At 53.2% G+C, this 14060-nt stretch carries 15 protein-coding genes and 1 pseudogene; 2 read left to right on the top strand and 14 right to left on the bottom strand.

The window, feature by feature from the left end; genetic code table 11:
- Positions 1–96: 96 nt before the first annotated feature.
- From queC to ABF87_RS10820, 13 genes are all read right to left on the bottom strand, one after another.
- Positions 97–774, bottom strand: coding sequence for a 7-cyano-7-deazaguanine synthase QueC (gene queC / locus ABF87_RS10880; RefSeq protein ID WP_160829152.1), 678 nt, complete (start codon positions 772–774; stop codon positions 97–99).
- Positions 775–805: 31 nt separating this feature from the next.
- The gene (queE, locus tag ABF87_RS10875) at positions 806–1462 is read right to left on the bottom strand and encodes a 7-carboxy-7-deazaguanine synthase QueE (RefSeq protein WP_160829151.1); all 657 of its coding nucleotides are present in this window, start codon (positions 1460–1462) and stop codon (positions 806–808) included.
- Between the two features lie 96 nt (positions 1463–1558).
- A complete protein-coding gene (ybgF, locus tag ABF87_RS10870) occupies positions 1559–2485 on the bottom strand; it encodes a tol-pal system protein YbgF (RefSeq protein ID WP_160829150.1) in 927 nt (308 codons plus the stop codon).
- A gap of 2 nt (positions 2486–2487) precedes the next feature.
- A complete protein-coding gene (gene pal, locus ABF87_RS10865) occupies positions 2488–3009 on the bottom strand; it encodes a peptidoglycan-associated lipoprotein Pal (RefSeq protein WP_160829149.1) in 522 nt (173 codons plus the stop codon).
- 26 nt (positions 3010–3035) lie between these two features.
- A complete protein-coding gene (gene tolB, locus ABF87_RS10860) occupies positions 3036–4337 on the bottom strand; it encodes a Tol-Pal system beta propeller repeat protein TolB (RefSeq protein ID WP_160829148.1) in 1302 nt (433 codons plus the stop codon).
- 45 nt (positions 4338–4382) lie between these two features.
- A complete protein-coding gene (gene tolA / locus ABF87_RS10855; protein WP_160829147.1) occupies positions 4383–5348 on the bottom strand; it encodes a cell envelope integrity protein TolA in 966 nt (321 codons plus the stop codon).
- A gap of 10 nt (positions 5349–5358) precedes the next feature.
- The gene (gene tolR, locus ABF87_RS10850) at positions 5359–5769 is read right to left on the bottom strand and encodes a protein TolR (protein ID WP_160829146.1); all 411 of its coding nucleotides are present in this window, start codon (positions 5767–5769) and stop codon (positions 5359–5361) included.
- Between the two features lie 21 nt (positions 5770–5790).
- The gene (gene tolQ / locus ABF87_RS10845; RefSeq protein WP_160829145.1) at positions 5791–6471 is read right to left on the bottom strand and encodes a protein TolQ; all 681 of its coding nucleotides are present in this window, start codon (positions 6469–6471) and stop codon (positions 5791–5793) included.
- Positions 6468–6878, bottom strand: a complete 411-nt coding sequence (gene ybgC / locus ABF87_RS10840; protein WP_160829144.1) for a tol-pal system-associated acyl-CoA thioesterase — start codon at positions 6876–6878, stop codon at positions 6468–6470. Before ybgC ends, tolQ begins: the two co-directional genes overlap by 4 nt.
- A 267-nt stretch (positions 6879–7145) precedes the next feature.
- Positions 7146–8033: a cysteine synthase CysM gene (gene cysM, locus ABF87_RS10835; RefSeq protein ID WP_160829143.1), complete on the bottom strand. Its 888-nt coding sequence runs from the start codon at positions 8031–8033 to the stop codon at positions 7146–7148.
- A 135-nt stretch (positions 8034–8168) separates the two neighbouring features.
- Positions 8169–8450, bottom strand: coding sequence for a ComEA family DNA-binding protein (locus ABF87_RS10830; protein ID WP_160829142.1), 282 nt, complete (start codon positions 8448–8450; stop codon positions 8169–8171).
- Between the two features lie 153 nt (positions 8451–8603).
- On the bottom strand, positions 8604–10253 hold the full coding sequence (locus tag ABF87_RS10825) for a folate/biopterin family MFS transporter (RefSeq protein WP_160829141.1): 1650 nt from the start codon (positions 10251–10253) through the stop codon (positions 8604–8606).
- Between the two features lie 32 nt (positions 10254–10285).
- The gene (locus ABF87_RS10820; protein WP_160829140.1) at positions 10286–11425 is read right to left on the bottom strand and encodes a Do family serine endopeptidase; all 1140 of its coding nucleotides are present in this window, start codon (positions 11423–11425) and stop codon (positions 10286–10288) included.
- 75 nt (positions 11426–11500) lie between these two features.
- Between ABF87_RS10820 and ABF87_RS10815 the strand changes: the two genes are divergently transcribed.
- Positions 11501–12247 (top strand): Nif3-like dinuclear metal center hexameric protein, encoded by a 747-nt coding sequence (locus ABF87_RS10815; protein ID WP_160829139.1) that lies wholly within the window; start codon positions 11501–11503, stop codon positions 12245–12247.
- Positions 12248–12627: 380 nt separating this feature from the next.
- Positions 12628–13821, top strand: a complete 1194-nt coding sequence (locus ABF87_RS10810) for a murein transglycosylase A (protein ID WP_160829138.1) — start codon at positions 12628–12630, stop codon at positions 13819–13821.
- A 51-nt stretch (positions 13822–13872) separates the two neighbouring features.
- Here the strand turns inward: ABF87_RS10810 and ABF87_RS10805 are convergent.
- Positions 13873–14060: pseudogene (locus ABF87_RS10805) on the bottom strand (hypothetical protein); the annotation flags it as partial.

Raw genomic sequence — 14060 nt, 5'->3', positions numbered from 1 at the left:
TAACTTTTTCAGAACCTTGCCCGATATACCGGCAAGCGGATGAAAAGTGCAAGAGCCTGGCTACGGCAATATCCAGTAGCCAGTGCGTAATTAAAATTATCGATAGCGGGTCGGGTCGACCACACCAAGCGCCAGAAATCCCTCACGCCGGATGGCACAGGAATCGCAGCAGCCGCATGCGCGCCCGTGAACGTCGGCTTGATAGCAAGATACTGTCGCGCTGAAATCAATCTCGAGATTGATCCCGGTTTGAATGATCTCTTTCTTGCTCAAATGCATCAGCGGCGCATGTATGGTCAGGAATTTTCCATCCAGCGCTGCTTTAGTGGCGAGATTGGCCATGTGCTCGAACGCCTGGATGTATTCAGGACGACAATCCGGATACCCGGAATAATCCACTGCATTCACACCCACAAAAATATCCCGGCAATCCAGCGTTTCCGCCCATGCTAACGCCAATGACAGAAAAATGGTATTTCGGGCAGGCACATAGGTCATCGGGATGGTTTCTTCGCGTTCACCTCCGGCGTGGGGCACCGCAATCGCCTGATCGGTCAATGCGGAACCACCGAATACGGTCAGGTCGAGCGGGACAATCTGATGCGCATGAGCCTTCAAGGAACGAGCCACGTTCTGTGCAGCGGTGAGTTCGGAGCGATGCCTCTGGCCGTAATCGACACTCAACGCATAACACTCAAACCCCTTTTCGCGCGCAATGCCGAGGGCAGTGGCGGAATCCAGACCACCCGATACCAAAACGACGGCTTTATTCATGGACTCATCCTGTCAATCAAGAATTAGCGGCTCAATGCCCGGGCCCTTCGCCCCAGAGCAGCTTGTGCATCTGAATTTGCATTCTGACCGGCAATTGATCGCGCAATATCCACTCTGCCAGCATGACCGGCGTTAAAAGACCATGCACCGGCGACATCAGAATGGGGCATAGCCGTTGCAATTGCTTGCCCAGAATGAGTTCGCGAGCCCATTGATAATCAGCTTCATCGCACAGGACGAACTTGATTTCATCACCGGACCTCAACCAATCTAAATTAGCCCAATGGTTTTTGGCAGCTTCCCCCGAACCCGGCGTTTTGATATCCATGATTTTGCTCACACGCGCATCCACCTGAGAGATATCCAGAGCCCCACTGGTTTCCAGAGACACGGAATAATCCGCATCGCATAACGCCGTGAGTAGAGTCAGGCAATTTTTTTGCGCCAACGGCTCTCCACCTGTCACGGTAACGTAACGGGTTTGATAGGAAGCAATTTGATGCAGAATTTCAGCCACGGAGCTATGTTGGCCTCCAGTGAACGCATAGGCCGTATCGCAATAGCCACACCGTAACGGGCAGCCGGTCAAGCGCACAAACACCGTCGGTAAGCCAACCCGGCTGGTTTCGCCCTGCAAGGAAAAGAATATCTCGCTGATGCGTAAAGTGACTGTCTCTAACGCGTGCATTGGATTTCTGCTGATGATGGGAGGAACTTCAGAATCTAGGGGCATTGTTGCGGGTTATGGTGAACAAATAGCTCTCGCCATTTGCAGGGAGATCAATTACTTGAAATTGGCGAGTCGCTGCTTGGCTTTCTTCGCTGCGTCACTCTGAGGGTATTTTGCGATCAAATCTTCCAGCGTATGTTTACTGCCTTTGCTGTCGCCCATCTCCGACTGGCTGCTGGCCATATTCAGGAAGGCATCCGGTGTTTTTGAGCTGTCCGGATATTTATTAATCAATTTTCTCTGCGCATCGATAGCCAATTGATAGTCGCGCATGGCATAACGCGCATTTCCAATCCAATAGGCTGCACCCGGTGCGAGGCTGGACTGAGGATAGTTTTCCAGGAAACTTTCGAATTGCGCGATGGCGCTGGCATAATCGCCATTCTTGAAGAAACTGAATGCCTCTTTATACGCATTGTTTTCCACTGGACTCGGGGGCACCAGCTCGCTGGCTGACAAACGCGCTGACTCCCCTGGCGAAGGTTGAGTCAGGGCAAGCTTATCGCCGGTTTCCCCGGGAGGGGACTCCGCCATGCCAGCAACCGCCGCGGACGGCGAGGATTCAATTGAGTCCGCCGATGCAGGCGAAGCCGGAGGCGCCATGCTCTGCGGCGAAGTTTTAGGGCTGATATGCGGCGCGGGCGCCCGTTTATGAGCCGGCTCAACGTCGCGCAGGCGATTATCCAGGTCGATATAGAAATCCCGCTGGCGTTTCTGCAACAACGAATTATCATTGCTCAGCATCTCGATCTGGCCGTTCAATCGGCCAAGCTCGGCGCCGAGCGTCTCCACCTTCGTGTAGAGTTCGAGCAGCGCCTGACTATTCAGTGTTTGCTCCATCTTTGCGATACGCGCTTCCATTTCGCTGACCTGTTTGCGTAACGCACTGATTTGCTCGCGTGCTTCCTCATCACCAAACAATGCTGCCTGCGCATTCGAACTCACCATCACCAACAGCAGCAATAAAGCGCGTATCAACATGCTCATTCACCTCGATAAAGGATGTCCGTACGGCGATTCTGGCTCCAGACCGATTCTCCATTGCCCAAAGCCCGCGGTTTTTCTTCTCCGAGGCTGACCGATTCGATTTGCTCATCACGTGCACCTGCCAGCGTCATCATGTTTCTGACGCTGTCCGCACGGCGTTGCCCCAATGCGAGATTGTATTCGCGGCTGCCGCGGTCGTCGGTGTTTCCTTGCAAAATGACGCTCGCACCGGCATTGTCACGCAGAAAGCGGGCATGCGACAGGACGAGCTCACGGTATTCGCTTTTTACGGTATAGCTATCGTAGTCATAATAGACGCTGCGTTGCGACAGAATGCTGTTAGGATCCTGAAGTTGCTTGAAGTAGCTTGGCCGGCCAGAATCGGAGCCCATCAAATCGCTTCCTCCTACACCGCTCCCCACACCACCCGCATTGAGATCCTCAACATCCGGTTGCGTGGTTTGACTGGCGCAAGCTGATAACAGAATGATCAATGAAATACCCAACAATTTCCTCATTTACGCGCTCCTTTTGTGATAAAACCTTACTTCCATTTCGGTAGGGGACCCCATGCCGGCTCTCGAATATCGCCCGATTGAACTGTGAGATGCTGCCGTGTCTGACCATCGCGGGACACGGCGGATAATATACCATGGCCGTCAATTTCCGTTGCATATAAGATCATCTTGCCATTCGGGGCAAAGCTGGGGGATTCGTCGAATTTGGAATTTGTCAGTATTTGCACCTGACGGGAACCAATGTCCTGAACAGCCACGTTGAACTGATTATTGCTATTGCGGTGTATGAACGTAAAACTCTTGCCATCCTGGCTGAAATCCGGGCTGACATTGTAGCCGCCTTCGAACGTCAGGCGCTCGGCATTGCTGTTTTCTCCACTGGTGACCGACATACGATAAATTTGCGGACTACCGCCACGGTCGGACGTAAAAATAATCGAGCGACCGTCGGGAGAAAAATTAGGTTCGGTATCGATGCCGGAACTTCTGCTCAATCGTTGCAGGCCGCTGCCGTCGACATTGACCAGGAAAATCTGAGATCCACCTTGGTTGCTCAGCACCACCGCCAGTTTCCTGCCATCCGGCGACCACGCCGGCGCACTGTTGCTGCCCTTGAAGCTAGCCACCGCTTTGCGCTCTCGGCTCGCCAAGGTCTGCACATATACCACCGGTTTTTTGTTCTCGAACGACACATAGGCCAGTTGATTGCCATCCGGCGACCAGGCCGGAGAAATGATCGGCTCGGAATATTCGATGATCGATTGCGCGTTATAGCCATCGGCATCCGCGACTTGAAGCGCATATTTGTTGCCGCGCTTCAGCACGTACGCAATCCGCGTACTGAACACCCCGACATCGCCAGTGAGGGCTTCATAGATTGTATCGGCAATCCGATGCGCCGCGGCGCGTAATTGCGTCCGCGGTACCGTTATCGCCAATCCGGTCAACTGGGAGCGCTTAGCCACATCCATGAGCCGGAACTGGAGTTCGACATGATCGCCCGATACCGAAATGGCCCGGCCAATCACTAAGGCATTAGCGCCACGATTGGCCCAATCGGCATAGGCGACTTCGGCCGGTTCATGCGGCGACAGACCGGCCGGATCGACCAACTTGAACAAGCCGGTGCGCTGCAGGTCGGCACTGATGATCGGCGTGATTGCGGGTTGCAGCTTGCCTTCCTCAGCAAAGGGAACGATCGCGATCGGGATGCGCGATGCACCGCCACCGAAAATTTCAATATTTAGTTGAGCCTGCAATGAGGTGCTGATGCACAGCAGCATCACGATCAGTGCAGTACGGGTATGTGTGAACCAATGAATGAACATGACGATAGGATGAGGGATGACAAAAGATTTCGTTGATTATAGCAATCATTCAAGATAATGCACTTTAATATTCAAATTGCGAAACTCATTGAATAATGAAGGATCGGGCGGCAACGGCAGCGGTTTCGACAAAAAGATCGCTCGCTCGACCGCGCTGTCAAACGCGGCATGACCGCTGCTCCTGCTTAACCTGGCATCCAGAATATCGCCGCCGGGCAGCAAGGTCACGCTGAATTCCGCAACCGGATTCCCCGGTAAATCCGGAGGCATCACGATCCGGCTGCGTATCTTGGCAAGAATCAGTGCCTTGTATTTGCCAATCTCGCTGGTGATCTGATTCCTGGCGGCAGCCTGCTGCGCCGCACGTTGCGCTTCGGCCTCCTTACGCGCTTTGGCTTCTTGTTCACGCTGCCGTTGCGCGGCTTGTTCTTTTTCCTTCTGTTTTTGCAGTTCCTTTTGTTTTTCCAGTTCTTTTTGCTTCTCTATTTCCTTTTGCTTCTCGAGTTCTTTTTGTTTCTCAAGTTCTTTCTGCTTTTCGAGCTCCTTTTTTTTCTCAAGCTCTTTCTGTTTCTCCAGTTCCTTGACTCGCTCCTGTTCTTTGAGCTTTTCTTGTTCCTTTTTCTTTTGTTCTTCCAGGTCGGGCTTGGTTTCTTTCTTGACGGGCTCAGGCTTCTCCTTGAGCGCGATGTCGGGTTTCTTGACTGGCGGCGTCACCGCTTTTGCCGCCTCGGGCTTGGCGGGTTCCGGCTTGGGCGGCTCGGGTTTGGGTTTGGCCTCCTGCACAGGCTTGGGTTGTTTCGGAGGCGGTTGCGTTTTCACGGGCTCCTGGACAATAGGCTTCGGCAATTCCGTCCAGATATCCACGATCATGCCTTCTGGCGGATGATCCTTCCAGTTCAGCCCAAACATCAATAGCGCAATAAAGATCAGGTGCACCAAAATAGCCAGGCCGCCGGCCAGCAGGGATTTGGGTTCGGAATGCGGATAATTGCGCAGCACGCTCACACTCATGACCGCCCCTTCACTTTTGCTGAGCCAGCAAGCCTACTTTCTGCACTTGATTCTGCTGCAACACATCCATCACCTTGATGACTTCCTCGTACCGGACGTTTTTATCCGCGGCGATCACCACCGGTTGTTCCGGGTTCTGCGCTTGTTTTTGTTTGACGGCATCGATCAATTGAGTGCGGTCGACTTTCTGCTCTGCCGTCGACTTGGCCCGATCGCGCAGCGTGAGACTGCCGTCCGCCTTGATGATCACCTCCAGCGGCATGGTCGGCGTCGCCAGCGATTTACCGATCTGAGGCAATTCGATCTGACCATGATTGATCATCGGTGCCGTCACCATGAAAATAATCAGCAGCACCAACATCACATCGATATAGGGCACTACATTGATTTCATTCATGAGTCGATGCTTGCGACGTGCCATGGCTATCCTCTCCGTGTTCGTTTATTGTGCCGCACGCCGCTGCAGGACATTGGACAATTCTTCCATGAAGCTCTCGAACCGGGTCGCCAGTTGATCCGTGCGGCTGGCGTAGCGGTTGTAGGCCACGACCGCAGGAATGGCGGCAAACAGGCCCATCGCGGTCGCAATCAGCGCCTCGGCAATTCCCGGCGCGACATGGGCGATGGTCGCTTGCGTAACGCTGGACAAGCTGCGGAAAGAATTCATGATGCCCCACACGGTTCCCAATAGGCCGATATACGGACTGACGGAGCCCACGGTGGCCAGAAATGACAGATGCGACTCGAGATAATCCATTTCTCGCTGATAGGTAGCGCGCATCGCCCGCCTGGTGCTTTCCATGACGGCATCGAGATCCGATCCGATCGGGTGCTTGTTGAATTCATTGAAGCCGGCTGCAAAGATGCGCTCCATGCTGCCCGATACGTAACGCGAATTGGTGGTGCGCTGATACAGAGAATTCAAATCGGCGCCCCGCCAGAACACATCCTCAAACTCGTCGGTTTTGTTGATCTCGTTACGAATGACGAATAATTTTCGAAAAATATACCACCACGATAACAGCGAAATCATCACCAAAATCAACATCACCAGTTGCACCAACACACTCGCGCCAGTGATCAAATGCAGAAATGACATATCTTGCGTTACTGTTGTACTCATTCGGGCTTCCCAATTTTCTCACGTAATGGCACTGGAATACTGACTGGCTTGAGCGTATCCGCACCGACACACACCACATGCACCGTGGCACTCACTAATTTGACCTGACTGCACAATACTTCCTGAAACAACGTAATACGGCTTCTCCCAACCTCTTTCACTGTCACTGTCACATTCAACAAATCGTCCAGCACCGCCGGTTTGACATAGTCGATCTGGATCGACCGTATCATAAAAAAAATGTTATGAGTCTCGGTCATCGATTTTGCATTGAACCCCAATTCCCGGAGCCACTCATAGCGGGCCCGCTCCATGAAATTGAGATATGACGCATGATAAACCACGCCACCGGTATCCGTATCCTGATAATAAACCCGAATGGGAAGTAAAAAATTACTGCTCAACATGCCCTAAAATACTCGATGAAAATGAACCTATATTTTTCAATTGCCCGGTCGATGCGATGATCGGATCGAAGCCATCCGGCACAGCTTGTTTTCATCCGGCGGCCGCGATGCCTTGACTCATAAAAAGCGTCATTATAAACGCTGCCAAGGGCACCACCATGATAAAAATGATTTCTTTTGTGAAGTTGTAACCTGCCACTCAAGTCATTGGCACCGACATCACTCATTCGGTACCGCCTTACGCTGCGTCCTAGTTATTATCGTTCATTAGGCCGGAAAAACCCCCGTGGACAAGTAGCGGTCACCCCGGTCGCAGACGATGAACACGATCACTGCCTGCTCGACCTGGGCGGAAACTCGCAATGCCGCAGCCAGTGCGCCGCCCGATGAAATTCCGGCGAATATGCCTTCTTCGCTCGCCATGCGCCGGGTCAACTCTTCGGCTTCGTGCTGGGAGACATACAATAATTCATCCACGCGACCGACATCATAAATTTTCGGCAAATAAGCCGGCGACCATTTTCGAATGCCGGGAATTTGCGAGCCTTCTTCCGGCTGCACGCCGATGATTCTGATGGCCGGTTTCTGTTCCTTGAAAAACCGCGAGCAGCCCATGATCGTGCCGGTAGTTCCCATGCTGCTGATAAAATGCGTGATTCTGCCGTCGGTATCGCGCCAAATTTCCGGCGCGGTGCCTTCATAATGCGCCAGCGGATTGTCGGGATTGGCAAACTGATTCAAAATCACGCCCTGACCTTGATCGCGCATCGCCTCGGCCACGTCACGCGCGTGTTCCATTCCGCCGGTTTTAGGCGTCAGTTTGATCTCTGCACCATAGGCGCGCATCGATTGGCGCCGTTCGACGCTCAGATTCTCGGGCATCACCAGCACCATGCGATACCCCATGATGGCCGCCGCCATCGCCAGCGCGATACCGGTATTGCCGCTGGTGGCTTCGATCAGCGTATCGCCAGGTTTGATTTCGCCACGTTTTTGGGCATGCAGAATCATCGACAACGCCGGACGGTCCTTCACCGAACCGGCAGGATTGTTCCCTTCCAGCTTGGCGAGAATGATATTACTGGTGGCGCCAGGCAGATGCTTGAGCTTTACCAAAGGCGTGTTGCCGACAAAATGTTCAATGGTTTTATACATGGAAAATTTCAACGTAAATCATTTGAGGTTATCACACATGCCGCTCACATTAAAACCATCTCTCATCTGAATCACAAACAAAAACCCCTCTGGGATTCCCAGAGGGGTTTTAACGTGAAAAATACGTATCAACGATTACTGCTTGGCAGGGGTCACAGCACCGTCGCCCTCAACCGTCACGAGGTCGCGAAGTTGTTCGATCGTTCCAGAACCAATCCCATTTACTTTTTTCAGGTCATCGATGGCAACAAAGGAACCATTCTTTTCCCGATGTTCGATAATGGCCTTTGCTTTAACGGCACCAATGCCTTGTAGAGATTCAAGTTCAGCCTGCGACGCCGTATTGATGTTCACCGCCGCAAACGAGGTAGTCACGAACAGGATGGTCAAACTCACGACGAGAAGAATTTTCTTCATAGTATGTCCTTTATTAGAAACAACCGATGCCCAGAAAAGCACTTCAGTTTTTAGTTGAAAAAAACCTGAACACAACTGTCAGATGGCAGGTATACAGGTCTGGCTTTCATCGGATTCAGCAGAAATTAATTTATAGGACATGCCTACCGATTTTCATGCATTCCGAAAACGGGAACGTTTAACCAGGACGATTGAAATCAGCGGCAGTAGCAACCCAATCAGTGTGGCGGTAATCAATAATGGACCCAATTCGCTGTAATCCGCGGGCACTGTGATCTCCCCGGTCGATTCCTTGACTTCCCGGGTCACGACATAGATTTGATTCAGATACTTGGTTCCCAACTGCGACGCGGATAAAGCGAGATTGGTGAATGACGCCATCACGGCAAAAAAAGTCGCCTTGAGCCGTTCCGGCGCGGAATTGGCGATCCAGGCCAACATCGGGATCATCGCGATCTGGCCGAGCGGCGACTCCAATGCCGTGTCGATCAGCGCAATGAAGCGGGCATCGACGATTCCGCCGGTCATTGCCGCAGTCCATTCATGCAAGCCAAAATACATGCCGATGATCGGCATAGACAACACCGTGCCGGCAATCGTCAGAAAACCGATGATATAGGCAATCGATCGCTCTGCCATGAAGCGGCGGAAAATGAACATGCCGAATAACGTCAGTACTGCGCCGATCAACGACAACACCGCCAGAAATTGCTGATCAAACCCCAGTTCGTCGATCATCCACCAGGTCGATCCGGCGCCTGGCCCGGGAATGGCGCGAAAAATGAAAATCATGAACGCGGTGCCGACCAGCACATTACGGGCTTCAGGTTCCAGTTCATCGGTCAATCGCCACATCAGAAAGATCACGATGGTCATCGAAATCGCGAATATGATTTCCTCACCGCCCGGTATGCGGCTCAAACCCACGCCCAGCGATATCAGCGTAAACGCCAGTCCTCCGCCGAGTATCCACCAATTGATCGAAGGCGGTGTGGAATGCATGCCGAGCAACCCGTCGATATCCTTTGGTTGATGCCCTTGCGCCAACAAGTGCTTGCGCTCGCGGCGCCGCAACCAGGATGCGAACACCACGCCCATGATCGAAATGAGCGGAATGATCAGCGCCAACTCATACACCAATAAATACACGGCTTCTTTTTCAGCTTCCGGCAACGATCCGGCATCGCGCAATAAAAATACATTGGCAACCGAAATCAACACGCCGCCGCCGATGATCGCAACGCGCCCCAAGGTCTGCATCGTGACGTGCATGAGTTTGCGCTTTTCAGGATCCAGCGCGATGCCGTTTTCATCCACGCGCGGCACCGCCTCCACCGTCATGGCATCCGCCACCACGTCCTGCAACACATACCCGATCGGCGCCAGCAATGCCGAAATCACATACCACGTTTCCACCGACGCCATCGCAGTCATCGTTTCGGTATGCCCCAACAGCCCTATCATGATCAGCAAGCTCAGCATGATCAGGCTGGCGCCGAGGTAAACCAACAGACTCTTCCAGCGCCATATCAGATCCACCAAATGACCCATCGGCATTTTCAGCGCCCACGGCAACATCATCCAGAATCCGAGCATGGCCAGAAACTCGGCGGAAAGCCCGAGCTTTTCCTTGACGTAGAATGTCCCGACGATACCGGTTAAACCCGACACCCCTGCCGCGACATAGACCATCAGTGGCGGCAGATAGGACAAGCGCATTTCACGTCCCAACGCAAGAATATTCGCGCTGAACCACTGAGTGATGATCATCAGAATTCCGTTAGAGGTTACTAAACTCTTCATAGCATGTCAGCTCGGCATCGTGTGTGAATGAATTATTTCTGCCGCGGACGCACGCCGACATTGACGGGAATCGACTTTTCCTGCTTGCCGCGGATGATCGTAACGTCAACGGTATTGCCCGGCGGCAGCGCGGCCACTGCCTTGAGCAATTCCGACGTGCTTTTCACCGTCTTGCCTTCCACGGCGATGATGATATCGCCCGGCTTGATGCCGGCCTTATCCGCCGGCCCATCCCGGAGCACGCTGGCAATCAAGGAACCATTCAAATGATCCATTCCGAATGATTCGGCCAGATCTTCGGTCAGATCCTGCATGCTGACCCCGAGCCAACCGCGCACGACGCTGCCGGATTGAATGATCTGCTCCATGATCTGCTTGGCGCTGTGAACCGGGATCGCGAAACCGATGCCGAGAGAACCGCCGCTGCGTGAATAGATCGCCGTGTTGATGCCGATCAAATTACCCGATGTATCCGTCAACGCGCCACCGGAATTTCCCGGATTCACGGCCGCATCGGTTTGAATGAAGTCCTCGAAGGTATTGATGCCCACCTTGCTTCTGCTCAATGCGCTGACGATGCCCATGGTCACGCTTTGGCCGACGCCGAACGGATTGCCGACCGCCAGCACGACATCGCCCACTTTGACCTGATCAGACAGGCCCAAAGTGATGGCTGGCAAATCCTGCAAATTGACTTTCAGCACTGCCAGGTCGGTTTCGGGATCCGATCCGATCAGGCTCGCCTTGGCTTTGCGCCCATCCACCAGCGCCACTTCGACTTCATCGGCGGCTTCGACCACATGATGATTCGTCAGAATATAGCCGTTGGCACTGACAATCACGCCAGAACCCAGGCTTGAGCGGCGCCGCGGTTTGGATTCGAACTGTTCTCCAAAAAATCTGCGGAACGCGGGATCATCCATGAACGGATGCGCCGGCTCGTTGACTTCTTTGCTGGTAAAAATATTGACCACCGCGGGCATTGCGATTTCCGCCGCTTTGGAATAACTGTCCGGCCTGTTATCGTCGACTACCGGCGCAGCTTCCCTGACCGTCACGATCTCGCCGCGCGGCCTCAGCGACAGCACATCCGGCCGCAATGTCGAGACCACAAAAAAAATAGCCAGCAATACAGTTGCCGTTTGTGCAAAAATCAACCAGAGTCGGTACATGGAAATGTTTTACTCCCAAATTAAAATAGCTGCGGTATTATCGTTCACTAAGCAGTCTGGAACAAAGGGAAAAAAATGCATCGCGATGAACTTGAGAATCACCTGAATCATTTATTGGAAATATCCCGCTTTCAGGATTATTGCCCAAATGGCCTGCAAGTGGAAGGGCATCCTGCCATCCACACCCTCATCAGCGGCGTTACCGCTTCGCTGGATCTGCTGCAGGCCGCAATAGCGGCCAAGGCCGACGCCATCCTGGTGCATCACGGCTATTTCTGGCGCGGCGAGGATATGCGCATCATCGGGTTGAAAAGCCGCCGCATCGCTGCGCTGATGAATCATTCCATCAATCTGTTTGCATACCATCTGCCTTTGGATGTGCATCCACAATTCGGCAATAACGCTCAACTGGGGAAAAAACTGGGATTGATCGAAACTGGTCGCTTCGGCGATCAGGATATTGCCATGCTGGGCGAATTGCCGCAGGCGACGACACTGGGCGCCTTCGGTGAAAAAATATCGCGCACGTTATTGCGCAAGCCCATGATGATCGGCGATCCGGATCGGCCCATCCGCCAGTTGGCCTGGTGCACCGGCGCTGCGCAAGGATATTTCGAATCAGCGATCCAGCACGGCATCGATGCGTTCATTACCGGGGAAATTTCCGAACAGTCGGTGCATAGCGCACGCGAATCCGGCGTGGCCTTCATTGCCGCCGGGCACCATGCGACCGAACGCTACGGCGTGCAGGCGCTGGGCGATCATATCGCGCAAAAATTCGCCATCCATCACCAGTTCATCGATATCGACAACCCCGTCTGACATGGATTACCTGGACGGCATCAACGGCCATCATTACCGATTGCCAAGGAAACTCTCAGAAAAGAGAGTCAGCGAGGATCAAGCATGGCGAACTCTGATTCAACATACGCGGTGTATGGTCGATCCATGAACATTTCGAATAGGGTTTCATACGCTGCCGTATTCGTTGACCGAGCGCAGTAATTTTTCAGAGTGTCTCTATGAGCGTATCACTGTTTGTTGTCATCATCTTTCTTCCTTTTGCCGGAAAACATCGTCCACCAGATGATAAAAAGAAACAAACCCAATGCCACTGCTGCTTCAACGACGAGTAACCACCACATACTTTACAAGTAATACCAAAAGTTAATCAATTGAGCCGTCACTTTAACCAAAATCCGATGAAAAACCAAACCTGTTTTATCGTTGTCCTGCTGTTATTGCTGAATGCTTGTTCCACCGGAACCATCAGTCCGCCGGCCAGCCAGCCTCCTGCTCCCGCAACTGCGCCGGTAGCGGAAAAACCCCAGGCCAAATCGATTCACAAACCCGTCCAGTGGTCAGCCTTGCCCGGTTGGACGCAAGATGAGCTATTGCCCGCTTGGCAGACGTTTGTCAAAAGTTGCACGGTGCTCAAAAAGCAGTCCCTGTGGAAAGAATCCTGCGAAGCGGCCATTGCACTGCAAAAACCGACGAATGCCGCTGTTCGGGCGTTCTTCGAGCGCTACTTTGCGCCGTATCAGGTCATCAACGCCGACGCGACCGAAGAAGGACTGGTCACCGGCTATTACGAACCTTTATTGAAAGGCAGCCGCAAGCCGTCAAAACGCTACCGCCATGCCCTTCATACCGCACCCGCTGAGTTATTGACCATCGATCTGGGCGCAACCTATCCGGAACTCAAGGATCTGCGCCTGCGCGGCCGAGCCGATGGCCGCAGGATCGTGCCGTATTACACTCGCGCCGATATCATGAATAACCCAGGCATACTCGATAAATATGCTTTTCTGTGGGTAGAGGATGAAGTCGAGTTATTCTTTCTGCATGTGCAGGGCTCGGGGCGCATCGTTTTTGATGACGGCAACGTCATGAAAATCGGCTATGCCGACCAGAATGGCCATCCTTACAACTCAATCGGCAAAGTCTTGGTGCAGCGCGGCGAAATGGCGCTGGAGCAGGCCTCGATGCAGGGCATCAAGCAATGGGGACAACAGAATCCACAAAAATTGCCCGAGTTATTGCAGCAGAACCCCCGCTATGTCTTCTTTCGCGAATTACCGGCTGATTCGTCCGGGCCGATCGGCGCGCTCGGCGTGCCGCTGACTGCGGGCAGAAGCATCGCTATCGACCCCCTGTCGATCCCGCAAGGCGCGCCGGTATTTCTCGCCACCACTTGGCCGAACACTCAGAAACCGCTGAACCGCCTGATGGTAGCGCAGGATGTCGGCAACGCCATCAAAGGCGGCATACGCGCTGACTTCTTCTGGGGATTCGGCCAGGACGCCGCCAATCAAGCCGGAAAAATGAAACAGACCGGGAAAATGTGGGTGCTGATGCCGCACGGATATCAAGCGCCGGTCTTGAGCAAGCAATGATTCCGCATCATGCTTGCTCAAGGAGGATACAAATAAAAGCGCAGCTTTCGGCTACGCAAAATCAATCGCCAGATTCGCCCCAACCAGCAGCACCGCATCGCCATGAGTATAGGTATGATAAAACCCATTCACGCCGCCATCGACCCAGCCATCATCCTGCACCGTCACAAGATCCCCGGCATTGCCGTGGAGTTTCAGGGTATTGGACGTATCCGATAGATTGAGCACGCTGTCGGCAG

The organism is Nitrosomonas sp. JL21, assembly GCF_009833095.1.
Taxonomy (GTDB): domain Bacteria; phylum Pseudomonadota; class Gammaproteobacteria; order Burkholderiales; family Nitrosomonadaceae; genus Nitrosomonas.
Note: the sequence above shows the minus strand (reverse complement) of the source record. Positions and strands in the feature narration are given on the sequence as shown.